Origin of the sequence: Enterobacter sp. NFIX58 (assembly GCF_900110475.1) — a bacterium.
Taxonomy (GTDB): domain Bacteria; phylum Pseudomonadota; class Gammaproteobacteria; order Enterobacterales; family Enterobacteriaceae; genus Enterobacter; species Enterobacter quasiroggenkampii.
Window position 1 is genome coordinate 23,005 of the sequence record NZ_FODW01000008.1, and the last position, 26,402, is coordinate 49,406.

Genomic DNA, 26,402 nt, shown 5'->3' on the forward strand with positions numbered 1-26,402 from the left:
CCTTAGAGCGCACGCATAGTCAAATCTCTTTATTCCCGCTACAGTTACCTCTCCACGGCGAGCAGGAGATAAACATGCTTTATATCTTTGATTTAGGAAACGTCATCGTCGATATCGATTTTAATCGCGTGTTGGGTGCATGGAGCGACTTTAGCCGCGTGCCGCTGGCAACGTTAAAGCAAAATTTCGCGATGGGTGAGACCTTCCATCAGCATGAACGCGGCGAGATCAGCGATGAAGAATTCGCTGAACGTTTCTGTCAGGAGATGGATCTACCGTTAAGCTACGAGCAGTTTTCACACGGCTGGCAGGCCGTATTTGTCGCCATCCGGCCTGAGGTGATCGACATCATGCATAAGCTTCGCGAGCAGGGACATCGGGTCGTTGTGCTGTCAAACACCAACCGCCTGCATACCACGTTCTGGCCTGAGGAGTACCCTGAAGTTAAGGCGGCGGCGGATAAGATCTATCTCTCGCAGGAGATGGGGATGCGTAAGCCTGAAGCGCGAATTTATCAGGCTGTTCTGCAGGCAGAGGGATTCACCGCCGCCGATGCGGTCTTTTTCGATGACAACGCCGATAATATAGAGGGAGCTAACCAGTTGGGTATTACGTCAATTCTGGTGACCGGAAAAGAGACGATACCTGACTACTTTGCGAAGCAGCTATGCTAAAAACCGTTCATCAAAAAGCCACGCACCATACTCGCCCGCTGCGGGCCTGGCTGAAACTGCTCTGGCACCGGATTGATGAGGACAATATGACCACGCTGGCGGGTAACCTCGCCTACGTGTCATTGCTCTCGTTAGTGCCGCTGGTGGCGGTCATCTTTGCCCTGTTCTCCGCCTTTCCGATGTTTGCGGACGTCAGCGTGCAGCTTCGTCATTTTGTCTTCGCGAATTTCATTCCGGCAACCGGGGATGTTATCCAGAACTACATTGAGCAGTTTGTTGCCAATTCCAGCAAGATGACGGCAGTGGGGGCGTGCGGTCTTATCGTCACCGCGCTGCTGTTGATGTATGCCATCGATAACGCGCTGAACACGATCTGGCGGAGTAAAAAAGCGCGGCCAAAGGTCTATTCCTTTGCCGTGTACTGGATGATCCTCACGCTGGGACCGCTGCTGGCCGGGGCGAGCCTGGCAATCAGTTCTTATCTGCTCTCCCTGCGCTGGGCGAGTGATTTAAACGGCGCTATTGATAATGTGCTTCGCATCTTTCCGTTGATCCTGTCGTGGCTCTCGTTCTGGCTGCTCTATAGCGTCGTGCCGACCACGCGCGTGCCTAACCGCGATGCGGTCGTGGGGGCGCTGGTGGCGGCATTGCTCTTTGAGCTCGGTAAGAAAGGGTTTGCCCTCTACATCACGATGTTTCCGTCCTATCAGCTGATTTACGGCGTGCTGGCGGTGATCCCCATTTTGTTTGTCTGGGTCTACTGGACCTGGTGTATCGTCTTGCTTGGTGCTGAAATAACTGTCACTCTCGGTGTATACCGCGAACTTAAAAAAGCAGCAGCAGCTGAAAAACAACAAGAAGCAGACCAACCATGATTGCATTGATACAGCGCGTAACCCGTGCCAGCGTCACCGTGGAGGGAGAGGTGACGGGTGAAATTGGCCCAGGACTTTTGGTGTTGTTAGGTGTCGAAAAGGATGATGACGAACAAAAAGCCAACCGCTTGTGTGAGCGCGTGCTGGGCTACCGTATTTTCAGCGATGCGGAAGGCAAAATGAACCTGAACGTCCAGCAGGCAGGCGGCAGCGTGCTGGTGGTTTCCCAGTTTACGCTGGCAGCGGATACCGAGCGCGGCATGCGCCCGAGTTTCTCCAAAGGGGCCGCGCCGGATCGTGCAGAAGCACTTTACGAGTACTTTGTTGAGCGTTGTCGCCAGCAGGAAATGAATACGCAAACCGGACGATTCGCTGCAGATATGCAGGTATCGCTGGTGAACGATGGCCCCGTCACATTCTGGCTCCAGGTATGAGCATACTTACGGCATGGCCGCGGGTAACAAGAGAGAGTACAGCTATGTATCACCTTCGAGTACCGCAAACGGAAGAAGAGTTAGACGCTTATTACCAGTTCCGCTGGGAAATGCTGCGCAAGCCACTGCATCAGCCAAAAGGCTCTGAACGCGACGCCTGGGACGCAATGGCTCACCATCAGATGGTGATGGACGAAGAGGGCAACCTCGTGGCCGTCGGGCGTTTGTATATCAACGCCGATAACGAAGCGTCTATTCGCTTTATGGCGGTTCATCCCTCCGTGCAGGACAAAGGTCTGGGTACGCTAATGGCGATGACCCTGGAATCCGTCGCCCGTCAGGAAGGCGTTAAGCGCGTCACCTGTAGCGCCCGCGAAGATGCCGTTGAGTTCTTCGCTAAACTCGGTTTTGTGAATCAGGGGGAAATCACGACCCCGCAAACCACGCCGATTCGTCATTTTTTGATGATCAAACCCATCGCCACCCTGGACGATATTCTGCATCGCGCCGACTGGTGCGGACAGCTCCAGCAGGCCTGGTATCAGCATATTCCGCTCAGTGAAAAAATGGGCGTGCGCATTCAGCAGTACACTGGACAAAAATTTATTACCACCATGCCGGAAACCGGCAATCAGAACCCGCACCACACGCTGTTTGCCGGCAGCCTGTTCTCACTGGCCACGCTTACCGGCTGGGGACTGATCTGGCTGATGCTGCGCGAGCGCCATCTGGGTGGCACCATCATTCTTGCTGATGCTCATATCCGCTATAGCGCACCTATCAGCGGCAAGCCGAGTGCGGTGGCCGATCTGGGGTCACTGGGCGGCGATCTGGACCGTCTGGCTCGTGGCCGCAAGGCTCGCGTCCAAATGCAGGTTGAACTGTTTGGCGATAAAACACCGGGCGCGGTGTTTGAAGGCACCTATATCGTTCTTCCGGCGAAGCCTTTTGGCGCGTATGAAGAGGGTGGGAACGAGGAGGAGTAATCTCCTGTTCACGCTCCCCGGGCGTGCTGAATCCGCCCGGCGACATCCCGCATAACGTCTCGCGCTGACTGGCTAACGCCGCCAAGCTGAAAGAAGCCATGGATGACGCCCAGCCAGCGCTGAGCGGTACACTTCACACCCTGCTCCGTCAGATGCTGGAACAACATTTCGCCCTCATCGCAGAGCGGATCGTACTCTGCGGTAATAATGTGCACAGGCGGAAGACCGTAAAAATCATCGCGCCACAGCGGACTTGCTTCGGGGAGCTGGCGGTCGGTGTCAGCGAGGTACATTTCATACCCACTGAGCAGGGTATCGCGGGTGATGATGTAATCCGTGCCATTGAGGGCATAGCTTTCAAAACTGGCCGTGGCGTCGAGCATGGGGTAGATGAGAATGAGCTGCGCAGGTTGCCACAGCCCTTTAACCTTAAGCCGCAGCGCCGTTACCAGCGCAAGATGTCCCCCTGCGCTGTCTCCGCAAAGGGTGATCCGGTTTTTATCCACGCCCAGTTTGTTCGCATAGTGCCAGACCAGATCGGCACCTCTTTCCGCATCGTCATGTGCGGCGGGGAAAGTATGCTCCGGCGCCAGCCTGTACTGAATCGCAATCACCCGGCAGTTGCCGTAGCAGGCTAACTGACGGAGTTGGTTGTCATGGGTATCAAAGCCGCCGCTGATAAAGCATCCGCCGTGGTAGTAGATGGCAGCAGGCAATATTTCAGGTGCATTGAGAGGTGAAAATACCCGAATGGTAAGACCCTCAAGAACAAGCGTCTCCACCTGAACGCGCGTTTCGGTCTCCCCGGCAAGCCTCGTGCTGGCAATATAGCCTGCTCGTCGCACCTCAATGCTCTGGCGACGTGACGAGGGCCGACCTGCAGCGATAAACCCCTGAACCAGCTGTGCAATACCCTGTTCCAGCGCCATGAAAATTCCCTTTTACTGTATGGATGAACAGTTTTATAGCCTGGTTTGATTCAAAAGAAAACAAGAATAGTGTTGTGGGCAACAATCTGGAAAGCACCTCGCAAACGGAAGGCAAACTATTGGCTGGGACTTTAACCCTACTGAGAGAAAGCGTATGTTGCCTTGAAAATAGACAATAGTGATATACTGAGGTGATATATGAGTTTACTGGCGGAGCTTAACATGGGCAGAATCCTGATCGATTTGTCGGATGACGTTATTCAACGTCTCGATAACCTCAAACAGCTGCGTAACCAACCTCGTGCCGAATTACTGCGTGAAGCAATTGAGCAGTATCTCGATCAGCAAAGCTCGTCCGTTATCCGTGATGCGCTTGGTCTTTGGGGGAACCAGCAAGAAGATGGTTTAGAGTATGAGCGCAAGCTGCGTGAGGAGTGGTAGTGATGGAACACATGGCGGTTTTTGATACCAATATCCTGATCGACCTTTTCAACAATCGCGTCGAGGCAGCAAATACGATCGAAAACACAGCATCGCACCGGTCAATCAGTCTAATCACATGGATGGAAGTCATGGTAGGGGCGCGCAAACATGGCCACGAAGCGAAAACCGCGGCGGTAATGGGCGCATTTGAGGTTATCGATGTAACCCGAGAGATCGCAGAAAGAAGCGTCGTGCTCCGTGAGAAGCATGGCATGAAACTGCCGGATGCCATTATTTTAGCGACTGCCCAAAGCAGAAATTGCCCGTTAATCACCCGGAATACCAAAGACTTTCAGGGGATTGCCGGGGTGGTTTTACCTTATCAATTGTAGGCCGGGCAAGCACGCGCCGCCCGGCACTGTCTCAGGGAATTACTCCCCTTCACCCGGGAACAGGAACGGGTTGATCGAGCTGCGGGCAAAGCCCTCCTGCTCCATCTTCGCGTCCAGAATCAGCGAGGCAAGATCGTCGGCCACCGCTTCGACTTTCGGGTCTTTTTCCTGATACAGAATCTTCAGGTAAGTGCCGCAGTCGCCGCAGCTTTCGGCTTTCACCGCTGCGTCTTCATTTTCCAGCGACCAGTAGTTCAGATCGCGGGTCTGTTCGCAGTTGCTGCACTTGATGCGCACCACGTGCCACTCGGTTTCACACAGGTTGCAGTGCAGGTAGCGCAGCCCCTGCGTGGTGCCGATTTGCACCATGCTGGAAACCGGCATTGAGCCGCAGACCGGGCAGAACTGGCGCGCCTCGCCGTATTCGGCGCGCGCTTTACCCGGGATCAGGCTCGCCATTTGCGCCCAGTAAAGCGACAGCGCAGCCCAGATAAACGGCGCTTTATCGCTGCTGACCAGAGAGAAGTCAGAGGCAAACAGCGCGCTCGCCATCTCTTCCAGCTCTTGTTCGGACGCTTTTTCCAGATTCTCAATGACCGCCAGCGCGGTACCGCTCATCTCCGGCTTCAGCTCGGCAATGAGCGAATGCAGCAGCTTTTGCCAGTGCTTGTCGCGCGGCAGGACGTGAATGTCCAGCGGCGGCTTGCCCTGCGCGTTGGCTTCTTTGATGCGCGCGGTCAGATCCATTTGCAGCGGGTGATCGTACAGCACCACTTCCTGCGCGTGGGCGACCAGCGCGGCAAAACGCAGAAAATCGCCCAGCGGGTTGTTCTCTGCCAGCTCGCGCAGACGCTCTGCGCGGCGGTTGTAGAGGTTCTTGAGTCTGGGGAATAACAACGGCGGAATATAATCCGCCGTGCGTTTCTCGCTCGACCCCAGCTCATCTTGCGGGATTATGCGAATACTCATTCAGATGACTTTTCCTGTTTCTGGCGGACTTCACGGTACCAGCGCGGGTGATGCTTCTTCGCCCACGTACTGGTTACCCATCCTTCCACCATCGCGGTAATGGTGCCTTTCACCCAAAGGGCGGCGTAGATATGCACCATGATAACCACAATTAACGCCACTGCGGCAAATGAATGCAGCATCAGCGCGAATCGGATCACCGGGATTGAGAAAGCAGGCGCAAAGTACGGACGCCAGATGATCACGCCGCTCACCAGCAACAGGACCAGGAAGATAATCGCCGCCCAGAATACGCATTTCTGGCCGAAGTTATAACGCCCGGTGTCACCCACTTCCTCGTTGACGACGATCTTACGAATATTCTTCGCCCAAAAGATATCATCCCGATTGATTAGGTTATGGTGCCAGTAGCGGAAAAACATAATGATGAACGACGCGAACATGATGACGCCCACAAACGGGTGCAGGATGCGCGCCAGCTGTGGTGTCCCCATGATCTGCATCAGCCAGTTGAAGGACGGGAAGAAGAACCCCAGCCCGCTTATCGCCGCCAGCATGAAGCAGAAGGCGGTGACCCAGTGGTTGATGCGTTCCGGCGCGGTGTAGCGCACGATGGTGTCACCTTTTTTCATTTGCGCACCTCGTCTTTCTCTTCATGCAGGTTGTCGTCTTCCTCTTCCGCGCGGTTCGGACCGACGCCGACGTAGTGGAAGATGCTCGCTGCGAAGGTGGCAGCAAAGCCCACCGCTGCCAGCGGTTTCCAGATGCCTTTCCAGAACTTCACGGTGGCGCTGATTTCCGGGTTCTCCGGCAGACCGTGATACAGATTCGGCTTGTCGGCGTGGTGCAGCACATACATCACGTGCGTACCGCCAACCCCGGCCGGATCGTACAGGCCCGCGTTTTCGTAACCTCGGGTCTTCAGCTCGCCCACGCGCTCTGCCGCCAGCGTTTTCATATCCTCTTTGGAGCCAAAGTGGATCGCGCCGGTTGGGCAGGTCTTCACGCATGCAGGCTCCTGGCCGACGGTAACGCGGTCCACGCACAGGGTGCATTTGTAGACGCGGTTGTCTTCCGGGTTCAGGCGCGGTACGTCGAACGGACAGCCCGCGATGCAGTAGCCGCAGCCGATGCACTGTTCGGACTGAAAGTCGACGATGCCGTTGGCATACTGAATGATAGCCCCTTCTGACGGACATGCCTTCAGGCAGCCCGGATCCGCACAGTGCATACAGCCGTCTTTGCGGATAAGCCATTCCAGTTTGTCGTTCTGCTCCACTTCCGAGAAACGCATCACCGTCCAGGACTTGGCGGTCAGGTCTGCCGGGTTGTCGTACACCCCGACGTTGTGACCCACTTCGTCACGCAGGTCGTTCCACTCAGAGCAGGCCACCTGACAAGCTTTACAGCCGATACAGGTCGTCACGTCGATAAGCTTCGCCACTTCCTGCTGGTGGTCCCGCGCCTGAGGCGCGGGCGTGAAACCGTTAGTCGCGGAACGACGGATAATGTCTTGAGATTGATAAGCCATAAGTCGTCTCCGTTACACCTTTTCCACGTTCACGAGGAAGGCTTTAAACTCCGGCGTCTGCGTGTTCGCATCACCGACGAACGGCGTCAGGGTGTTCGCAATGAACCCTTTCTTCGCCACGCCCTCATAACCCCAGTGAATCGGAATACCGATGGTATCCACCTGCTGACCGTGAACGTTCAGCGTGCGAATACGCTTGGTCACCACCGCCTTGGCCTTAATGTAGCCGCGGTTAGAGGAGACCTTCACGGTATCGCCATGGGCAATGCCGAGCTTGTTCGCCAGCTTCTCGCCGATCTCCACAAACTGTTCCGGCTGCGCGATGGCGTTAAGCAGCGCGTGCTTGGTCCAGTAGTGGAAGTGCTCGGTCAGACGGTAGGTGGTACCCACGTACGGGAACTTGTCTTTTTTACCCAGCGCTTCAAAGTCGCCCTTGAAGATACGGGCAGCCGGGTTAGAGACCACGTTCGGGTGCAGCGGGTTGGTGCCCAGCGGCGTCTCAAACGGCTCGTAGTGTTCCGGGAACGGACCTTCCGCCATCTTATCGATAGCGAACAGACGCCCCATCCCTTCAGGCTGCATAATAAACGGCCCAACGTCGCTGCCCGGTGCGGCAGTGCTGTAGTCCGGTATATCCACGCCGCCCCATTTCGCGCCGTCCCACTTCAGCAGCTGACGCTTCGGATCCCACGGGTTGCCCTGCGGGTCAGCGGACGCACGGTTATAGAGGATGCGGCGGTTGAGCGGCCACGCCCATGCCCAGCCCAGCGTATTGCCAAGGCCTGACGGGTCGGCGTTATCGCGGTTGGCCATCTGGTTGCCTTTCGGCGTCCAGCTACCGGCAAAGATCCAGCAGCCGCTGGAGGTGGTACCGTCATCGCGCAGGTGGGCGAAGGTACTAAGCTGATCGCCTTTCTTCGCCAGCACGGTGCCGGTGGCCGGGTCGATAACGTCCGCCAGTGCCTTACCGTTGCTCTCCATCGCCACTTCTTCTGGGGCAGGGTTTTCCGGCGTCGAGTAGTTCCAGGTCATGTTCAGGACCGGTTCCGGGTTCGCGCCGCCTTCTGCCGCGTACATCTTACGCAGGCGCAAGAAGATACCGGCCAGGATCTCGCCGTCGTTCATGGCGATGCCCGGGGCGTCAGCGCCTTTCCAGTGCCACTGCAGCCAGCGTCCGGAGTTGACGATAGACCCGTTCTCTTCCGCAAAGCAGGTTGATGGCAGACGGAACACTTCGGTCTGAATCTTCGACGGATCGACGTCGTTCGATTCGCCGTGGTTCTGCCAGAAAGTCGAGGTCTCGGTATTGAGCGGGTCAATTGTCACCAGGAACTTCAGTTTCGACAGCGACTCAACAACCTTGTTCTTGTTCGGGAACGAGGCAACCGGGTTAAAGCCCTGGCACAGATAGCCGTTCACTTTGCCCTGGTGCATCATCTCGAAATACTGCAGAACGTCGTAACCTTTGTCCCACTTCGGCAGCCAGTCAAAGCCCCAGCTGTTTTCCGCCGTAGCTTTATCCCCGAAGAACGCTTTCATCATCGAGACGAAGAACTTCGGATAGTTGCCCCAGTAGTTCACCTGGCCTTCAAGCAGCGGTTTAGGCGTGCTGGCCGTCAGGTAGGTTTGCAGGTCGGTCTGTTTCTCGCTTGGCAGGTTCATATAGCCCGGCAGGCTCTGAGACAGCAGGCCGAGGTCGGTCAGACCCTGAATGTTGGAGTGACCGCGCAGGGCGTTCACGCCGCCGCCTGCCATTCCCATGTTGCCGAGCAGGAGCTGAACCATCGCCATGGTGCGGATGTTCTGCGCGCCGATGGAGTGTTGCGTCCAGCCGAGGGCGTACAGGAACGACGCGGTTTTGTCTTTCGCGCTGGTTTCGGCGATAAGCTCGCACACCTTCAGGAAGTCCGCCTTCGGTGTACCACAGATGTTTTCGACAACGTCCGGCGTGTAGCGGGAGACGTGCTCTTTCAGGAGGTTCCACACGCAGCGCGGGTGTTGCAGAGTGGTGTCGCGCTTCGCAAAGCCTTTTTCATCCAGCTCGTAGTTCCAGCTGGTTTTGTCGTACTTGCGTTTTTCAGCGTCGTAACCGCTAAACAGGCCATCTTCGAAGTGGTAATCCTCACGCACGATTAGGCTGGCGTTGGTATAGGCTTCGGTGTATTCGCGGTTGTATTTTTCGTTGGTCATCAGGTACAGCAGTACGCCTGACAGGAAAGTGATGTCAGTACCTGAACGAATAGGGGTGTAGAAATCCGCCACTGACGCAGTACGCGTAAAGCGGGGATCGATCACAATCAGTTTCGCACCGTTGTGGATTTTGGCTTCCATCGCCCAGCGGAACCCGACCGGGTGCGCTTCAGCGGCGTTACCGCCCATCACCACAATGAGGTTGGCGTTCTTGATGTCGACCCAGTGGTTGGTCATCGCACCGCGACCAAATGTTGGAGCAAGACTTGCTACCGTTGGTCCGTGTCAGACACGCGCCTGGTTGTCGACCGCGAGCATACCGAGTGCACGCGTAAATTTCTGGGTTAAATAACCGGTTTCGTTACTGGAAGCAGAAGCACACAGCATCCCGGTGGAGAGCCAGCGGTTGACCGTGACGCCGTCGGCGTTCTTCTCAACAAAGTTGGCATCGCGGTCTTCTTTAATCAGTTTAGCGATGCGGTCAAACGCCTCTTCCCAGCTGATTTGCTGCCATTTGTCGGAACCCGGCGCGCGATATTCAGGGAATTTCAGGCGGCTTTCGGAGTGGATAAAGTCCACCAGACCGGCCCCTTTCGGGCACAATGCGCCGCGGTTAACCGGGTGATCCGGGTCGCCTTCGATATGGAAAATAGACGCTTTGGCGTTTTTAGCACCGTCGCCGAGGCTATACATCAACAGCCCGCAACCGACAGAGCAGTACGTACAGGTATTACGGGTTTCACGGGTGCGCAGCAGTTTATACTGCCGCGTTTCCGCCAGCGCTACGCCGGGCGCAAAGCCCAGTGCCGCTGCCGTGGTGCCTGCCATACCGCCAGCGCAGATCTTAAAGAACTGCCTTCTGCTGACCTGCATGGGTCACTCCTTGTTTCGACATTGCTTACATATGTAGTTTTGACTTCGCGGTTGAAGAATGACCGCAAAGGAGAAAAATTTGCGTTAATCCCTCAATTCCACGAGGGATATCATCAGAATACCACATTGTCGGTACCGCTGTTCTAATGGCGTTAATACAAAGTGAACGTATTATCACCATGTTGATTATAAAGTGTGATATCGATCACATTAACAGCTCTGCATGTTAAAGCGATGTAGCCGGTGTCAGGTTGCACCCCTGCTAAATGAGTAGGAGAATGGTTGTCGAAAAGTTGATCCATACTATGCGTACAGCCTGTGGTTTATGCTGCAATAGCACGCTCGCTTCCGTGGTTGTTCAGGAATACCGCTGTGTCTAAACAAAACCGTGATCCCCACTCGTCACCCCTGCCTGCCGGCATTGTGGAACTGTCGGTACACCGACCGCCCCGCATAACCGATGCCACGCCCGATTTTCTGGCGGAAGAAGTGCCCGTTGCGCTCGTTTACAACGGCATCTCGCATGTGGTGATGATGGCATCTCCGAAAGATCTTGAGCTGTTCGCCATCGGTTTTTCCCTCTCGGAAGGCATCATCGAGCATCCGCAAGAGATCTACGGCATGGACGTGGTCCAGGCCTGCAACGGTCTTGAAGTGCAAATCGAACTCTCCAGCCGCCGCTTTATGGGACTCAAGGAGCGCCGTCGCGCGCTGGCCGGGCGTACCGGCTGCGGCGTGTGCGGCGTTGAGCAGCTTAACGATATTGGCAAGCCCGTTGCGCCACTGCCGTTTACTCAGACCTTTAATCTGGCGCACCTCGACCCCGCCCTTGAGCATCTCAACGACGTACAGCCCATCGGCCAGCTGAGCGGCTGCACGCACGCGGCGGCATGGGTATTGCCGTCGGGAGAGATTGCCGGTGGGCATGAAGACGTGGGTCGCCACGTGGCGCTGGATAAGCTGCTCGGTCGTCGTGCGCGTGAAAGTCAGGTCTGGCAGCAGGGCGCTGCGCTCGTTTCCAGCCGGGCCAGCTACGAGATGGTGCAAAAGTCCGCCATGTGCGGTGTGGAAATTTTGTTCGCGGTGTCGGCGGCGACCACGCTGGCGGTAGAGGTAGCGGAGCGCTGTAACCTGACGCTGGTGGGCTTCTGCAAGCCGGGAAGGGCGACGATTTATACCCATCCTCAGCGATTAATAGTTGATCAGTAATTTTGAATGATATTAGCAAATCCTTCCGCTTTTAGTTGTTCGCGATGAGGTCTAGTATTTATCTCATCAAGGCACGGTGCCTTACCTAAACAACTTAATGAAAGGGTTTAAATCATGAAAAGCATCAAAACTTTTGTCGCTGTAATCGCTCTGGCTGCTTCTTTCGGTTCTTTCGCTGCGCAGACTGTGACCGCAACCGCCTCAACCATTGATGGTGCAGAAGCGAAAATCGCGGCTCAGGCTCAGGAAGCGGGCGCATCATCGTACAAAATTACCCAGGCATTCTCCGGTAACCGCGTACACATGACTGCTGAACTGAACAAATAAGCGAGTCACACCGTCGAAAGAGCGCCCCCGGGGCGCTTTTTTAGTTTATGCCCGCCACGCGCAGCAATGCCGTCACCACCGCCGCGGCCACAATGACCACGATTAACGGCATTTTCCGCCAGGCCAAAAACACCGCAAACGCCACGCCCAGCACGCGCGCCATGCCTGCGAAGTGTTCTCCCTCATAAAAGGTGGTCGCCAGCGCGACGGAGAACAGCAATACCGTTGCCGCATCTGACAGCAGCGCCTGAGAACGCTCCGACAGCGCCAGCCGGTTGCCGAGTTTGGCGCCGCCAAGGCGCATTAAATAGGTTCCGGCAGAAAGAATGGCGATGCCGAGAATAAAGACCGTCATGTTTTCCATTATTTTTTCCTCGCGGCAAGACCGAGTAAAGAGAGCAGTACCGGTAATCCCACCGGGGCAAACGGCACGGCGGCCAGCGATAACACAGCGCCGCTGCAGGCGCGGATCAGCGTGGTACGGTTTTTAAATGCGGGAACCACTAATGCCAGCAGAATGGCCGGAAATACCGCGTCCAGCCCGATGGTTTCCGGGTCGGGCAACAGTTTGCCCACCATGGCACCCAGCAGCGCGCCCAGCGGCCAGATGATGGCAACGCCTAAGCCGCATAGCCAGTAGGCGGCTTTACGCTGTTCGGCGGTTTTTTGCGACAGGCCAAACACCACGCTTTCATCGTTCATGATGTGGCAGCCCAGCAGGCTCAGACCGCGCTTGCCCACCAGCTCACGCACCGTCACGCCAAACGGCACATGCCGCGCATTGACCAGCAAACCTGCCGCCGCAGCCGCCAGCGGATTGCCGCCGCTCGCCACGATGCCGATAAACATGAACTCAGACGCGCCCGCCAGCACGGTAATGGAGAGCACAAACGGCACCCAGACCGGGAAACCGTAGGCCATTGCCAGCGATCCGTAGGACATCCCGACCACGCCCACCGCGAGGCAGACCAGAATGATTGCTTTTATGGTGTCGCCTTTCAGACAAGAGAGATGATGCTTCATACAATTTTAGCCATATCGAACGTGTATCCATTATAATGAACGCAACGAAACTGATTTTCAAGACGAACGATTTGTTCGTTTTATAGAACGCGAGGCCGTTATATGACGCAGCCGATCAGCCTGATCGCCAAAAGTCTGGTGCGAGAACGCCTGCGAACCGGGCTTTCACTGGCGGAAATTGCCCGCCGTGCCGGGATCGCAAAATCCACGCTTTCCCAGCTGGAGTCCGGCAACGGTAACCCTAGCCTGGAAACGCTGTGGTCGCTCTGCGTGGCGCTGGATATTCCTTTCGCCCGTTTGCTTGAGCCACAGTTGCCGACCACGCAGGTGATCCGCCGTGGAGAAGGGACAAAAGTGGTGGCTGGACAGGCTAACTATGAAGCCATTTTACTGGCGGCATGCCCCCCCGGCGCGCGCCGCGATGTCTATCTTCTGATGACCCAACCGGGAGCCGACCGTATTTCACAGCCGCATCCACCTGGCTCGGTTGAACATATTATTGTGACGCAGGGGCGGGCGCTGGTCGGTCTGCTCGACGCGGCGGAAGAGCTCGGCGCAGGGGATTACATTTGTTATCCCGCCGATCAGCCGCATATCTTCAAGGCCCTGGAGCCAGACACTTACGCGCTGCTGGTGGCGGAACAAAACTAACAGAGATACGGAAACTCATGTCGCTTAAAGCCATTGCCAAAGAACTGGGGCTGTCAGTCACCACCGTCAGCCGCGCCCTCAACGGATATGACGACGTCTCCGCCGAGACGCGCGCACGCGTGGAAGCAGAGGCCCAGCGCCGTGGTTACCGACCGAACACCTTCGCCCGGCGCCTGAAGATGGGCAAAATTGACGCCGTTGGGCTGGTGTTCCCGGTCCATCCTGTTCCGCTCAATAACAGCGTATTTATGGACATGGTCGGCGAAATTAGCCACGAACTGGCGCGACATGAAATCGATTTGTTGCTGATTGCCGATGACGATCTGGCCGATAAACACAGCTATATGCGCATGGTGCAAAGCCGCCGCGTGGATGCGCTGATCGTGGCACACACGCTGGATCACGATCCCCGTCTTGAGCAGTTGCAGGCGGCCGGTTTTCCTTTCCTGGCGCTCGGGCGCAGCCATCTCCCGCAGCCGTACGCATGGTTTGATTTCGACAACTACGCCGGTACGCATCAGGCTACCCGCTGGCTGATCGAGAAAGGCCATCAGCGTATCGCGCTACTTGGCGAAAGCAACAATCAGGCGTTTATCACCCAGCGCCGTCAGGGCTATCTGGACGCGTTGCGGGAAGCCGGGCTTTCCAGCGAATGGCTGCGCGCTATGCCGCCTTCGCGCCGCGTCGGGTATGCCATCACGAAAGAACTGCTTGCCCTGCCGCAGCCGCCCACGGCCATCATCACCGACTGCAACACCCATGGCGACGGCGCGGCGATGGCGCTGGCGCAGATGGGGCGTTTATCCGGCGACAACGCCGTCTCACTGGTGGTCTATGACGGACTACCCCAGGACAGCATCGTCGATATTGACGTGGCGTCGGTGATCCAGTCCACCCGCCAGGGCGTCGGGAAACAGATTGCCGATATGGTGCGCCAGCTGATTAACGGCGACGATATTGAACAGCTTCAGGTGCTCTGGCAGCCAGAATTCTCTCCGGGCCAGACGGCTTAAATAGCGCAAAATTTTAAACCCGATCACAGAACCGAAACGTTTTGGTTTGTATCCGAAACGTTTCGGATCAACACTCAGATCATCCCGATGACAGGAGATGTCTGATGCAAGATCCCGTTTTACGTCTCGAAACCACGACGGTAGACGTGGTGATTAAAACCCATCCGTTCGCCGAAATTCTCTACTGGGGGCCTCACCTTCGGCACTTTTCGCCGCAGGATGTTGCTCTGCTCGCACGTCCTGTTGCCAACGGCAAGCTTGACGTCGACTCCCCGGTCACGCTGATGGCCGAGCTGGGGCACGGCCTGTTTGGCTCGCCGGGCATTGAGGGGCATCGCCAGGGGCTGGACGGTTCCCCGGTGTTCAAAACCACCCAGGTGCAGCAGGGCGTAAATACCTTGACGATAACCGCCGAAGATGAGCATGCGGGACTGCGCCTGACCAGCGAGCTGGCGCTGGATGCCAGCGGCGTACTGGTGGTTCGTCACGGTTTAACGAATCTGAAAGCGATCCCCTGGCAGGTGGACCGTTTCGCCGTCACGCTGCCGGTGGCCGAGCGCGCGCAGGAGGTGATGGCCTTCCACGGACGCTGGATCCGTGAATTCCAGCCGCACCGCGTAAAGCTTGAACACGGCAGCTTCGTGATTGAAAACCGCCGGGGTAAAACCTCCCACGAGCACTTCCCGGCGCTGATTGCCGGTACGCCGTCGTTCAGCGAAATGCAGGGTGACGTCTGGGGCGTGCATCTGGGCTGGAGCGGTAATCACCGCCTGCGCGCGGAAGCGAAAACCGATGGTCGTCGCTACCTGCAGGCCGAAGCGCTCTACCTGCCGGGTGAAATGGCGGTTGAGGAGGGCGATACGCTCTGGACGCCGCGCCTGTATGCCAGCTACTCCACGCAGGGCCTGAACGGCATGAGCCAGCCGTTCCATCGCTACCTGCGCAACAACGTCATCCGCTTCCCGGAAAACAAACCGCGCCCGGTGCACCTCAATACCTGGGAAGGGATCTACTTCAACCACGATCCGGACTACATCATGCGCATGGCCGACGAGGCTGCCGCGCTGGGCGTGGAGCGCTTCATCATTGATGATGGCTGGTTCAAGGGCCGTAATGACGACCATGCCGCGCTGGGCGACTGGTATCTGGATGAGAAAAAATACCCGAACGGCCTGACGCCGGTGATCGACCACGTCAAGCGGCTCGGCATGGAGTTTGGCATCTGGGTAGAGCCGGAGATGATCAATCCGGATTCCGATTTGTACCGCGCGCATCCTGACTGGGTACTGGCGCTGCCGGGCTATCCCCAGGCGACCGGACGACACCAGCTGGTGCTCAATCTCAACATCCCGGAGGCCTTTGATTACCTGGTGGAGCGCATGAGCTGGCTGCTGGGTGAGCATGCGGTCGACTACGTGAAGTGGGACATGAACCGCGAGCTGGTGCAGCCGGGACACAACGGTAAAGCCGCTGCCGACGCGCAGACCCGCCAGTTTTACCGCCTGCTGGACGTGCTGGGCGAGCGCTTCCCGCACATTGAGTTTGAATCGTGCTCCTCCGGCGGTGGGCGCATTGATTATGAGGTACTGACCCGCAGCCACCGCTTCTGGGCGTCTGACAACAACGACGCGCTGGAACGCAGCACCATCCAGCGCGGCATGAGCTACTTCTTCCCGCCGGAGGTGATGGGCGCGCATATCGGTCATCATAAATGTCACGCCACCTTCCGCCAGCATAGCATCCAGTTTCGCGGGTTGACGGCCCTGTTTGGCCATATGGGGCTGGAGCTGGATCCGCTCACCGTGGACGCACAGGAGCGCGAAGGCTATCGCCATTACGCCGCGCTGCACAAGCAGTGGCGAGAGGTGATCCACCATGGTACCCAGTGGCGTATTGATATGCCGGATGCCACCACGCTGGCGCAGGGGATTGTGAGCGAAGATAAGGCGCAGGGGCTGTTTATGGTCAGCCAGCTCGCGATGCCGGATTACAGCCTGATGATGCCGCTGCGCATGGCGGGGCTGGAGGCTAGCGCGCGGTACCGCGTCATGCTGCTCGATCACCCGAATATTCAGATTACGGGCGAGGGAGGGCACACCATGCGCAAGCTGCCAGCGTGGATGGAAACGCCGCAAACGGTGAGCGGCGAGTGGCTGATGCAGGCGGGCATTGCGTTGCCGATTCTGGATCCGGAAACCGCCGTTCTGATTGGCGTTGAACGCGTGTAAAGGTGACGGGCCGGGCAGCCGGCCCTCCGTTGAGGATAAAAATAATGAACACAACAACCTGTACCCACAAAGACAACCCTAACTTCTGGATCTTCGGGCTGTTCTTCTTTCTCTACTTCTTCATCATGGCCACCTGCTTTCCGTTCCTGCCGATTTGGCTGTCGGACATCATCGGCCTGAATAAAACCCATACCGGGATTGTCTTCTCCTGCATCTCGCTGTCGGCCATCGCGTTCCAGCCGCTACTGGGCGTTATTTCGGACAAGCTGGGGCTGAAAAAACACCTTCTGTGGATCATCGCGGTGCTGCTGGTTCTGTTCGCACCGTTCTTCCTGTACGTCTTCGCGCCGCTGCTGAAAGCCAATATCTGGCTGGGCGCGCTGAGCGGCGGGCTGTATATCGGTTTTGTATTTTCGGCCGGATCGGGGGCGATTGAGGCCTACATCGAACGCGTGAGCCGCAACAGCTTCTTTGAATACGGCAAGGCGCGGATGTTTGGCTGTCTCGGTTGGGGCTTGTGCGCCTCCACGGGCGGCATCCTGTTCGGCATCGATCCATCGTATGTTTTCTGGATGGGATCGGGAGCGGCATTGCTGCTGATGCTGCTGCTGGTGGTCGCGAAGCCGAAGCCCAACCAGACGGCGCAGGTCATGAATGCCCTGGGCGCGAACCAGCCGCAAATCACCGCAAAAACCGTGTTCAACCTGTTCCGCCAGCGCAGAATGTGGATGTTTATCCTCTACGTGATTGGCGTGGCCTGCGTGTATGACGTTTTCGATCAGCAGTTTGCCACCTTCTTTAAAACCTTCTTCGCCACGCCGCAGGAGGGGACCCGCGCCTTTGGTTTCGCAACGACTGCCGGGGAGATTTGTAATGCCATCATTATGTTCTGTTCGCCGTGGATCATTAACCGCATCGGCGCGAAGAACACGCTGCTGATCGCCGGGGTGATTATGGCGACGCGCATTATCGGCTCGTCGTTCGCCACCACTGCCGTGGAGGTGATTGCCCTCAAGATGCTGCACGCACTGGAAGTCCCGTTCCTGCTGGTGGGCGCCTTCAAGTACATCACCGGGGTGTTTGATACCCGACTGTCGGCGACTATCTATCTGATCGGCTTCCAGTTTGCCAAACAGTCGGCGGCGATTATTCTCTCCGCTTTTGCCGGGAATATGTATGACCGGATCGGCTTCCAGGAGACGTATCTGATGCTGGGCTGTTTCGTGCTGGCGATTACGGTGGTGTCGGCGTTTACGCTGAGCAGCAGGCAGGAGATTGCCGCCGCCTCGGGGGCGGCAGCGCTAACACATCAGTCCAGGTAAAAGACCTCTTTAAGTTCCGCACTCACCGGGCTGTTATCCGGGTTCGACGGCATGACGTCGCCCATATGTTTCCACCAGCGCTGGCAGACGTCGGCATTCGCTACCGCGTTCCAGCGCTCCTCCGATTCAATCTCCACGGTCGCAAACAGCAGGTTACGGGCTTTGTCGAGATAAATGGCGTAGTGGTGAGCGCCGTGGTCTTTCAGCACCGCTTCAAGCTCGGGCCAAATTGGATTGTGGCGACGCGCGTACTCCTCGTGCGCGTCCGGGTTCACCTGCATCACAAACGCTTTGCGGATCATAATGCCTCCAGATAGAGCTCGCGGACTTCATCGCGGCTGGCGGTGCGCGGATTGCATGGCGCACACGGATCCGCGAGGGCTTTATCCAGCCAGCCTTCGATATCGGCTTTAGTGACGCCGAGCTGGCTGAAGCCCGCAGGAATGCCGACGCGAGCGCTCAGGTCGCGAATCGCCTGAATGGCGGACATGCTGGCGGCTTCATCACTCATGCCGCGGGTATCGACGCCCATCGCCTGCGCCACGCGGGCGAAGCGGGTGATGGTGTGCGGGCGGTTAAAGCTTTCGACGATCGGCAGCAGAATGGCGTTGCACACGCCGTGCGGCAGGTTATGCGTCGCGCCCGGCTGGTGCGCCAGAGCGTGTACCAGACCCAGACCCGCACTGTTAAACGCCATGCCCGCCAGATACTGGCCAAACGCCATCTGCTCGCGCGCCTCAAGGTTATGACCGTTATCAACCGCTTCCGGCAGCCACAGGTTGATCAGGCGAATCGCCTCCAGCGCGTTGGCATCGGTCAGCGGGTGCGCGCCAACGGACACATAGGCTTCAATGGCGTGGGTTAATGCGTCCATACCGGTTGCGGCGGTCACGGAGGCCGGAATATCCAGCATGACGCTGGCATCGTCCACGGCGATATCCGGGATGATGTTCGGGTCGATGATCACCTCTTTCACCTGACGCGCGGAGTCGATGATCACCGCATTACTGGTCATCTCCGCCGCCGTCCCTGCGGTGGTGTTGATCGCTACCAGCGGCACCCCCGCATTTTTCACCTTGCCGACGCCGGAATAATCGGTTGACGGGCCGGGGTTAGCGGTGAGGATTTTAATCGCCTTGGCGGTATCAATCGGGCTGCCGCCGCCAAAGGCAATGACGTAATCACACTCTGCGTCCCGGTAAGCCGAAAATCCTTTTTGCACCAGCGCTTCTGTTGGGTTCGGGAACACCTCATCGAACAGGTGATACGACATCTGATGGGCGTCCAGCGCGGTAAACAGGCTGTCGAGCAGACCCAGCTTCACCAGCTGGCCGTCGGTGACAATCAGCGCTTTTCCCCACTGCTTGTTCGCTACCAGATTGACCATATCGCCGATTGCGCCCGCGCCGTGAAGGCTGATTTTTGGAAGCGCCAACATAAAGCTCATGATAATTCTCCTTAACGATCAACGTTTGTCCTGCAAAGGCGTTATGCGTATAAATCCAGCGCGGATTGCAGCGGGCTCACGCCAAAGCGCTTGCCGAGGGCGATGAGCGCTTCCCGGGGAATGGTCTGCTTCATGCCGCCCATGGCGTACACCTTCACCAGCACTTCCGCTGATTTCTCAGCGGTGTCGATCAGGCCAAAGGTTTCATCCAACGTTGGACCGCTGCCGAACACGCCGTGGAACGGCCATAGCACCAGAGAATGTTTTTGCATATCAACGGCGGTTGCCTGGCCGATTTCGTCGGTACCCGGTACCATCCACGGCAGAATGCCCACGCCATCCGGGAATACCACCAGACACTCGGTACTGCCTTCCCAGAGCTTGCGGGTGATGACATCGGCGCTGTTTTCCAGCACGTAGGTCAGGGCGATCAGGTTGGTGGCGTGGCAGTGCATGATCACGCGGTCCTTGCCATTGGTCGCTTTGATGCGCTCGCAGTGGGAGAGGAAGTGCGCCGGCAGTTCGGAGGTGGGCACCGCTTCATCCGTGAGCCCCCACAGAATGTGGTAACCCGCGCCGTCGCTGTCCACTTTCACCACGCCGAGGTTGGCCTCCGGGTCGAGCTGGACGTTACGGAAAAACTTGCCGGAACCGGTGACGATAAACGGCGTGTTGGCGAGCAGCGGCATCGGCTGGCTCAGCGCGATATAGCGCGGCTTCGCGTGGAAATCGGCCGCGAAAGGTTCGATATCCGCGTCGTCCAGGCGCAGCGTCAGGTTGCCGCCGTTGCGCTCGTCCCAGCCTTTCAGCCAGGCGTCGGAGGTGGCTTTGATCATGCCCTGGACGAACCAGGAGTGGGTGATAGTCAGCATACTGTGGTTCCTTTGAAAATGCCGGGTGGCGCTACGCTTACCCGGCCTACTCTTACCCGTAGACCCGGCAGGCAACGTGCTGCCGGGCGATGTTTTTACTGACGAGCGGCGAGAACGTCTTTCTCATATGCCCGCACGTTGTTCAGCCACTGGCTGCCCGCCGGGGCATCGTTACGCTGGCAGTACATCTCCCACACTGCCTGCCACGGCAGGGATTTCTGCTCTTCCAGCAGCGCCAGACGTGCGGTGTAGTCACCGTTAGCCTCCAGCTGTTTCAGCGTGGCGACAGGCTCCAGCAACGCGCGCAGCAGGGCTTTCTTCATATTGCGGGTGCCGATAACCCACGCCGCGATGCGGTTGATGGAGGCATCGAAGAAGTCGAGGCCGATGTGTACGCGGTCAAAGAGGTCGTGGCGGATGATTTCGCTGGCAATCGCCTGGGTTTCGTCATCCAGCAGCACCACGTGGTCGCTGTCCCAGCGCACCGGACGGCTGACGTGCAGCAGCAGACGCGGCACGTAGAGCATGGCGGCGGAGATTTTGTCGGAGATCACCTCGGTCGGGTGGAAGTGGCCAGCATCCAGACACAGCGCGGTCTGGCGGCTGGTGGCGTAACCCATATAGAACTCGTTCGAGCCCACGGTATAGCTCTCGGCGCCTATACCGAACAGCTTGCTCTCGACGGCGTCGATGTGGTGCGCCGGGTCCAGCTTCTCGCTGAGAGCCTCATCCAGCGCGGCCAGCAGGCGCTGGCGCGGAGCCAGACGATCGACGGTAATATCCTTCATGCCGTCCGGGATCCAGATGTTCATCACCGACGGTGTGCCGAGCTGCTCGCCGAAATACGCCGAAACGCGGCGGCTGGCCTTCACGTGATCGATCCAGAACTGGCGGATGTCGTTGTCCGCGTGGGCGAGAGTAAAACCGTCCGCACTCAGCGGATGTGAGAAGCAGGACGGGTTAAAGTCCAGGCCCAGCCTGTTGGTTTTGGCCCACTCTACCCAGTTCTTAAAGTGTTCCGGTTTGATTTCGTTGCGCGCCACCGGCTCATCGGATTCGAGATAGATTGCATGCAGATTCAGGCGCTTTGGCCCCGGGATCAGGCTCAGCGCCAGTTCAAGGTCGGCGCGCAGTTCGGTCGCGTTGCGCGCTTTGCCTGGATAGTTACCCGTGGCCTGAATACCCCCCGTCAGGGAACCGCCTGGGTTCTCGAAGCCAGCGACGTCATCGCCCTGCCAGCAGTGCATGGAGACGGGCAGACGGTCGAGCTGGCGCAGCGCCTCTTCGACATCCACGCCGACGGCGGCGAAACGCTGTTTAGCCAGATCCCAGGCTTGTTCTAATTGAGTTGTCATGCACAAAGCTCCTTAGTCAGTCGGTTTTGCTGAAACTGCGCGCGAAAGCGAGCAATTTCATGGCAGGGATTGGGTGTGAAGGTGGTCAGACTGGCGTTCGCCGTCACCACCGAACGGAAGTCGTCAACGTTGGAAAGTTCGTCCAGAGTCATCAACTGAATGCCGATATTGCCGAGCGTGGAGGCCTCCACGGGACCTGCCACCACGGTGATGCCGCAGGCATCGGCGCAGAGCTGGTTCAGCAGCTGGTTCTGGCAGCCGCCGCCCACGATATGCAGCTGGCTGAAGGGTTTTCCGCGAAGGCTCGCCAGCTCGCTGAGGATGTCGGCATACAGCAGGGCGAGGCTGTCAAAAATGCAGCGCGCCAGTTCGGGAGGGCTGGACGGCACCGGCTGCCCGACCTCGACGCAGGCGGCCTGAATTTCGGCGCTCATGTGCGCCGGATTGATAAAGCGCTCATCGTTCGGGTTGATCAGGAACGTGCAGGCCTTCAGCTTCTCGGTTTCGGCGATAAGCGCAGGCAGGTCGGTAATGTTCTGCTCTTTCAGTACCCGCTGGAGCAGCCACAGCCCCATGATGTTTTTCAGTACGCGATAGCAGCCTTCGGCACCCCCTTCGTTGGTAATGTTTGCGGCCATGGCCGCATCGCTGGCGTACGGGGTTTTGCTCTCAAAGCCCATCAGCGACCAGGTACCGGACGAGAGATAAGCCGCGTCTTTGCTCGCAAGTGGGGAAGCAATCACCGCGCTGGCGGTATCGTGGCTGGCGACGGCAACGACAGGAATTGCGTTCCCCTGTGGGCAAATCCAGTGACCGATCACATTACCCGGGTGGGTTGGTGTGCCGAACCAGGAAGGCGACGCTCCCGTCCAGGCCAGCAGATGTTCATCCCAGTTATCCGAGTTGATGTTGACCAACTGCGTGGTGGTGGCGTTGGTATATTCCCAGTTCATGTTGCCGGTCAGGCGATAGCTCAGGTAGTCCGGGATCAGCAGCGCATGGGCCACGTCCGCCACCAGCTCTGGCTGTTGCTCGACCAAAGCGCGCAGCTGATAAAGCGTGTTAAACGGCAGAAACTGAATGCCGCTGCGTCTGTAGATGTTGTCCTTGCCTAGCTGGGCGATAGCGTGCGCCATCAGGCCATCGGTGCGGCTGTCGCGATAAGAAACCGGCAAGCCGACGCGTTCGCCATGGCTATCAAGCAGAACGTAGTCCACGCCCCAGGTATCAATGCCGATGCTGTCGATGCGAATGCCATCGTTGCAGACGTTGTTCAGTCCGATACGGATCTCCGCCTCCAGGGCATCGATATCCCAGGCAACAAAACCGTCCTGCTTTTGCAGGCAGTTGGCGAAACGGTGCATTTCGCGAAGCGCAAGCGTGTGCTGCTCACGGTCCCAGCTCGCGAGCATTACGCGACCGCTGGATGCGCCTAAATCGACAGCCACACAATGGCGAAAAGTCATAGTCGGGTCCTTTCTTAAGTCATTAGCGGTGAGTGTAAAAAAGGGAAGAAAATGTCACCTTCTCACCACTGACAGGCCAAATCTCGCGCTGGCAAGAAAGCAAAGGTGAATGTGAGGGAGTTCACAGTTTCCTGTGGTGGCGGAATTTTCAGGCAGTGTGACGCTGACCGCATTTCCCGATCTTTCCCCCTGTTTCTTGAAAAATGGACAGCTTTTGCGAGGTTTACTGCCAAAAATTGAAGGTGAGTGCGGAAGGCCTTAATTACTATTTTGAGAACATTTTTCATTGGTGGAGGCCGTTATGACCGTACTGCACAGCGTGGATTTTTTTCCTTCAGGAGGGGCGCCTGTCGCGATTGAGCCACGGCTTCCTCAGGCCGCGTTCCCGGAGCATCACCATGATTTTCATGAAATTGTGATTGTTGAGCGCGGGACAGGTATTCATGTCTTCAATGGCCAGCCTTATACCATCAGCGGCGGTACGGTGTGCTTCGTGCGCGACCACGATCGGCACCTGTATGAGCATACCGACAACCTGTATCTGACGAATGTGCTCTACCGTTCCCCGGATGCGTTCCAGTTTCTTTCGCGGCTGAATCAGCTGTTGCCCCAGGAGCAAGACGGACACTATCCGTCGCACTGGCGCGTGAATCAGTCCATCCTGCAGCAGGTGCGTCAGCTGGTGGGCCAAATGGAGAAGAGCGAGGACGGGCGGGAGACGCACGCCATTGCCACGCGCGAACTGCTGTTTATGCAGCTTCTGGTGCTGCTGCGCCGCAGCAGCCTGGTGGAAGGGCTGGAAGATAACAACGCGCGCCTGAACCATCTGATGGCCTGGCTGGAAGATCATTTCGCTGAGGATGTCTGCTGGGAAACGCTTGCGGATGATTTTTCACTGTCGCTGCGCACCCTGCATCGCCAGCTTAAACAGCATACCGGTATGACGCCGCAGCGATATCTCAACCGTCTGCGCCTGATCAAAGCCCGTCATCTTTTACGTCATACCGACGAAAGCGTCACGGATATCGCCTATTGCTGCGGTTTTGGCGACAGCAATCACTTTTCAACGCTGTTTCGCCGGGAATTTAACTGGTCGCCGCGTGATATTCGTCAGGGGAAAGACGCGATGCTTCAGTAACGCGAGGGCAGTCACCGTTTTATTTCCGCAAAAAAGCTAATAGTGTCAGGTTATTCGGCGTAGAGGTCGTGGTGTGGCTGCTCAGTTAATCCTTCGCAAAGATGATTTTTATGCCTCCGCGAGCCAGGCCGTGACGGTGGCCGACCGCTACCCGCAAGATGTCTTTGCCGAACATACCCACGAGTTTTGCGAGCTGGTGCTGGTATGGCGCGGTAACGGCCTGCACATCCTCAACGACCGTCCCTACCGCATCACGCGCGGAGATCTGTTCTACATTCGCGCGGAGGATAAGCATTCCTACGCCTCGGTTAATGACCTGGTCCTGCAGAACGTTATTTACTGTCCGGACAGGCTCAGGCTTAACGTAGACTGGGCCGCAAGCATCCCGGGTTTTCTTGATGCTAAGGGTTCTCCGCACTGGCGCTTAAGCAGTAACGGCATGGCTCAGGTACGGCAGGTTATTTCTCAACTGGAGCAGGAGAGCCAGAAGAACGACCCCGTTTCTAACCAGCTAGCGGAGTTGCTTTTCGCCCAGCTGGTGGTGACGTTAAAGCGCCATCGTTACGCCACTGATAACCCCTCTGCCACGACGCAGGAAGCGCTGCTGGATAAGCTCATCACCACGCTTGCGGGCAGCCTGAATAAAAACTTTATACTGGAGAAATTCTGCGAGCAGGAGCAGTGCAGCGAGCGCGCGTTGCGCCAGCAGTTCCGCACCCTGACCGGGATGACGGTCAACCACTATCTGCGCCAGCTACGCATCTGCCATGCACAATATCTCCTGCAGCATACGGAGTGGATGGTCAGTGATGTGGCGATGTGCTGCGGCTTTGAAGACAGTAACTACTTTTCAGTGGTGTTTAATCGTGAGGTGGGGATGACGCCGGTACAGTGGCGTCATCGCAGTCGAAAGGGGTCGTGATCAGTTTGCCATGCCGAGCCCAACGATATTGGCAGCGATAATGATCACCACGCAGCCGAGGCTCAGTACGCCAACCGGACGATGTCCGGCGTTCTTCCACTCTTTCAGCACCAGACCGACCAGCCCGCCACACAGTACGTAGAAACTCATGTGCAGCATCCAGCTGACGTAGTCGTATTGCACCGGAATGCTGGCATGGCCCCAGGCGTAGAAGAAAAACTGTAAATACCACATCAGGCCGCCGAGCACGGAGAGTAACACGTTGGTGATGATAAGCGATGTTGCCAGCGAGAAGTCGGTTTTTACCGACAGGTTTTTCACTTTTGCGAGACGAATGAAGCAGAAGCCCAGGTTAACCATCGCGCCGCCACCCATAATCACGACATAGCTTGGCAGCGCAACATACAGCGGATCGACGCCCAGCGCGGCGGCGGCTTCATGCATAGGCCTGGCAGCATTCATCGCGAACGACATACCGGCCGAGAAGATGCCGCACATCACCGCCAGCAGCAGACCTTTCTTCAGGTTAAAATCTTCGGCTTTAATGCCCATCTTGCGCTCTTTCAGTTGCCCCGCGCGAGTCACAATTCCTACGCCAACGACCGCCACCAGCACGCCCAGGAGCGTCATCCGCCCACCCTGAGTATTAATAAGCACCTCGACGTTGCCGTTGAGAACTGGCGTCATCAGGGTTCCGACGATCAGCGTAATACCAATCGCGATACCAATGCCCATCGACATGCCGAGATAGCGCATGGTGAGGCCATAGTTGATGTTACCGACGCCCCACATCGCGCCGAACAGGAACACCGGCAGCAGGGTGGAGGCGCTGAAGGAGGAGAAGTAGCCCCAGAAATCGGGCAGCAGCATGGCGCTAATGGTCCAGGGCAAAATCAGCCAGGACACGACCCCGCCAACGGACCACATGGTTTCCCATGACCAGCCTCTCACCTTTTTAAACGGAGCATAGAAACAGGCTGCACTGGCAGCGCCTATCAAATGCCAGAAGATACCCATCGTAATCGCATGATTCATTTTTACACCCTCATCGTTTTTATCGTCAGTGGCTTCTCTTCGACTTGAGGAGTGTAAAAATTAGGCAGCTCGGGAACCTTCAGAAGGTTGCCGCACAGGTGTTCTGGATGGCAATCAG

The 26,402-nt window shown here is 57.3% G+C and carries 27 protein-coding genes; 14 read left to right on the forward strand and 13 right to left on the reverse strand.

What is annotated here, in order from left to right:
* Positions 1-74 precede the first annotated feature (74 nt).
* Genes yihX through fabY form a run of 4 tightly spaced genes read left to right on the forward strand, consistent with a single transcriptional unit; the run spans position 75 to position 2,969 of the window.
* Positions 75-674: a glucose-1-phosphatase gene (gene yihX / locus BMW97_RS21590; protein WP_045909089.1), complete on the forward strand. Its 600-nt coding sequence runs from the start codon at positions 75-77 to the stop codon at positions 672-674.
* On the forward strand, positions 668-1,549 hold the full coding sequence (locus BMW97_RS21595) for a virulence factor BrkB family protein (protein WP_045909090.1): 882 nt from the start codon (positions 668-670) through the stop codon (positions 1,547-1,549). Before yihX ends, BMW97_RS21595 begins: the two co-directional genes overlap by 7 nt.
* On the forward strand, positions 1,546-1,983 hold the full coding sequence (dtd, locus tag BMW97_RS21600; RefSeq protein ID WP_008501836.1) for a D-aminoacyl-tRNA deacylase: 438 nt from the start codon (positions 1,546-1,548) through the stop codon (positions 1,981-1,983). The genes BMW97_RS21595 and dtd overlap by 4 nt, the downstream gene beginning before the upstream one ends.
* A 44-nt stretch (positions 1,984-2,027) precedes the next feature.
* Positions 2,028-2,969, forward strand: a complete 942-nt coding sequence (fabY, locus tag BMW97_RS21605) for a fatty acid biosynthesis protein FabY (RefSeq protein ID WP_023309755.1) — start codon at positions 2,028-2,030, stop codon at positions 2,967-2,969.
* Between the two features lie 8 nt (positions 2,970-2,977).
* Here the strand turns inward: fabY and BMW97_RS21610 are convergent, their stop codons facing one another.
* Entirely contained in the window at positions 2,978-3,898 is a 921-nt protein-coding gene (locus BMW97_RS21610) for an alpha/beta hydrolase (protein WP_045909091.1), read from the reverse strand.
* A gap of 198 nt (positions 3,899-4,096) precedes the next feature.
* Here BMW97_RS21610 and BMW97_RS21615 point away from each other — a divergent pair, with 198 nt between their 5' ends.
* On the forward strand, positions 4,097-4,339 hold the full coding sequence (locus BMW97_RS21615; RefSeq protein WP_045909092.1) for a ribbon-helix-helix protein, CopG family: 243 nt from the start codon (positions 4,097-4,099) through the stop codon (positions 4,337-4,339).
* Positions 4,340-4,341: 2 nt separating this feature from the next.
* Positions 4,342-4,713, forward strand: coding sequence for a type II toxin-antitoxin system VapC family toxin (locus BMW97_RS21620; RefSeq protein WP_080347348.1), 372 nt, complete (start codon positions 4,342-4,344; stop codon positions 4,711-4,713).
* A gap of 39 nt (positions 4,714-4,752) precedes the next feature.
* Here the strand turns inward: BMW97_RS21620 and fdhE are convergent, their stop codons facing one another.
* From fdhE to fdnG, 4 genes are read right to left on the reverse strand one after another with little or no spacing between them, the layout of a single operon-like run.
* Positions 4,753-5,682, reverse strand: coding sequence for a formate dehydrogenase accessory protein FdhE (gene fdhE, locus BMW97_RS21625; protein ID WP_008501833.1), 930 nt, complete (start codon positions 5,680-5,682; stop codon positions 4,753-4,755).
* Positions 5,679-6,314, reverse strand: a complete 636-nt coding sequence (gene fdoI / locus BMW97_RS21630; protein ID WP_045909094.1) for a formate dehydrogenase cytochrome b556 subunit — start codon at positions 6,312-6,314, stop codon at positions 5,679-5,681. Before fdoI ends, fdhE begins: the two co-directional genes overlap by 4 nt.
* A complete protein-coding gene (fdxH, locus tag BMW97_RS21635; protein ID WP_045909095.1) occupies positions 6,311-7,213 on the reverse strand; it encodes a formate dehydrogenase subunit beta in 903 nt (300 codons plus the stop codon). Before fdxH ends, fdoI begins: the two co-directional genes overlap by 4 nt.
* Before the next feature lie 12 nt (positions 7,214-7,225).
* A complete protein-coding gene (fdnG, locus tag BMW97_RS21640; protein ID WP_090393126.1) occupies positions 7,226-10,276 on the reverse strand; it encodes a formate dehydrogenase-N subunit alpha in 3,051 nt (1,016 codons plus the stop codon).
* A 372-nt stretch (positions 10,277-10,648) separates the two neighbouring features.
* Between fdnG and fdhD the strand changes: the two genes are divergently transcribed.
* Together fdhD and BMW97_RS21650 are read left to right on the forward strand one after the other, a co-directional pair.
* Entirely contained in the window at positions 10,649-11,485 is an 837-nt protein-coding gene (gene fdhD / locus BMW97_RS21645; RefSeq protein ID WP_045909097.1) for a formate dehydrogenase accessory sulfurtransferase FdhD, read from the forward strand.
* A 114-nt stretch (positions 11,486-11,599) separates the two neighbouring features.
* Positions 11,600-11,812 (forward strand): YdgH/BhsA/McbA family protein, encoded by a 213-nt coding sequence (locus BMW97_RS21650; protein WP_021242795.1) that lies wholly within the window; start codon positions 11,600-11,602, stop codon positions 11,810-11,812.
* Positions 11,813-11,852: 40 nt separating this feature from the next.
* Here BMW97_RS21650 and BMW97_RS21655 read toward each other — a convergent pair whose 3' ends face one another.
* Together BMW97_RS21655 and BMW97_RS21660 are read right to left on the reverse strand one after the other, a co-directional pair.
* Complete coding sequence (locus BMW97_RS21655) at positions 11,853-12,176, reverse strand: AzlD domain-containing protein (protein ID WP_008501826.1); 324 nt, start codon at positions 12,174-12,176, stop codon at positions 11,853-11,855.
* Positions 12,176-12,835, reverse strand: coding sequence for an AzlC family ABC transporter permease (locus BMW97_RS21660; protein WP_045909098.1), 660 nt, complete (start codon positions 12,833-12,835; stop codon positions 12,176-12,178). The genes BMW97_RS21655 and BMW97_RS21660 overlap by 1 nt, the downstream gene beginning before the upstream one ends.
* Positions 12,836-12,937: 102 nt before the next feature.
* On the opposite strand from BMW97_RS21660, the gene BMW97_RS21665 reads away from it, so the two are divergent.
* The 4 genes from BMW97_RS21665 to BMW97_RS21680 all read left to right on the forward strand — a co-directional run bounded on the left by BMW97_RS21665 (position 12,938) and on the right by BMW97_RS21680 (position 18,049).
* Positions 12,938-13,486 (forward strand): helix-turn-helix domain-containing protein, encoded by a 549-nt coding sequence (locus tag BMW97_RS21665; RefSeq protein ID WP_023309744.1) that lies wholly within the window; start codon positions 12,938-12,940, stop codon positions 13,484-13,486.
* Positions 13,487-13,503: 17 nt separating this feature from the next.
* On the forward strand, positions 13,504-14,499 hold the full coding sequence (locus BMW97_RS21670) for a LacI family DNA-binding transcriptional regulator (RefSeq protein ID WP_045909099.1): 996 nt from the start codon (positions 13,504-13,506) through the stop codon (positions 14,497-14,499).
* 104 nt (positions 14,500-14,603) lie between these two features.
* Positions 14,604-16,727 carry an alpha-galactosidase gene (locus BMW97_RS21675; RefSeq protein WP_045909100.1) on the forward strand — a complete coding sequence of 708 codons (2,124 nt, stop codon included), beginning with the start codon at positions 14,604-14,606 and terminating at the stop codon, positions 16,725-16,727.
* 44 nt (positions 16,728-16,771) lie between these two features.
* Positions 16,772-18,049 (forward strand): MFS transporter, encoded by a 1,278-nt coding sequence (locus BMW97_RS21680; RefSeq protein ID WP_045909101.1) that lies wholly within the window; start codon positions 16,772-16,774, stop codon positions 18,047-18,049.
* On the opposite strand, the gene rhaM is transcribed toward BMW97_RS21680, so the two are convergent.
* The 5 genes from rhaM to rhaB form a co-directional block, all read right to left on the reverse strand.
* Positions 18,037-18,351: an L-rhamnose mutarotase gene (gene rhaM, locus BMW97_RS21685; RefSeq protein WP_045909102.1), complete on the reverse strand. Its 315-nt coding sequence runs from the start codon at positions 18,349-18,351 to the stop codon at positions 18,037-18,039. The two genes, BMW97_RS21680 and rhaM, sit on opposite strands and share 13 nt — an antisense overlap.
* Entirely contained in the window at positions 18,348-19,496 is a 1,149-nt protein-coding gene (fucO, locus tag BMW97_RS21690) for a lactaldehyde reductase (protein ID WP_045909103.1), read from the reverse strand. Before fucO ends, rhaM begins: the two co-directional genes overlap by 4 nt.
* A 41-nt stretch (positions 19,497-19,537) precedes the next feature.
* Positions 19,538-20,368 carry a rhamnulose-1-phosphate aldolase gene (rhaD, locus tag BMW97_RS21695; RefSeq protein ID WP_045909104.1) on the reverse strand — a complete coding sequence of 277 codons (831 nt, stop codon included), beginning with the start codon at positions 20,366-20,368 and terminating at the stop codon, positions 19,538-19,540.
* A 95-nt stretch (positions 20,369-20,463) separates the two neighbouring features.
* A complete protein-coding gene (gene rhaA / locus BMW97_RS21700; RefSeq protein ID WP_045909105.1) occupies positions 20,464-21,723 on the reverse strand; it encodes an L-rhamnose isomerase in 1,260 nt (419 codons plus the stop codon).
* Entirely contained in the window at positions 21,720-23,189 is a 1,470-nt protein-coding gene (gene rhaB, locus BMW97_RS21705; RefSeq protein ID WP_045909106.1) for a rhamnulokinase, read from the reverse strand. Before rhaB ends, rhaA begins: the two co-directional genes overlap by 4 nt.
* Positions 23,190-23,490: 301 nt before the next feature.
* Between rhaB and rhaS the strand changes: the two genes are divergently transcribed.
* On the forward strand, positions 23,491-24,327 hold the full coding sequence (gene rhaS, locus BMW97_RS21710; protein WP_045909108.1) for an HTH-type transcriptional activator RhaS: 837 nt from the start codon (positions 23,491-23,493) through the stop codon (positions 24,325-24,327).
* A 73-nt stretch (positions 24,328-24,400) separates the two neighbouring features.
* Complete coding sequence (gene rhaR / locus BMW97_RS21715; RefSeq protein WP_045909109.1) at positions 24,401-25,249, forward strand: HTH-type transcriptional activator RhaR; 849 nt, start codon at positions 24,401-24,403, stop codon at positions 25,247-25,249.
* On the opposite strand, the gene rhaT is transcribed toward rhaR, so the two are convergent.
* The gene (gene rhaT, locus BMW97_RS21720) at positions 25,250-26,284 is read right to left on the reverse strand and encodes an L-rhamnose/proton symporter RhaT (RefSeq protein ID WP_045909110.1); all 1,035 of its coding nucleotides are present in this window, start codon (positions 26,282-26,284) and stop codon (positions 25,250-25,252) included.
* Positions 26,285-26,402: the final 118 nt, after the last annotated feature.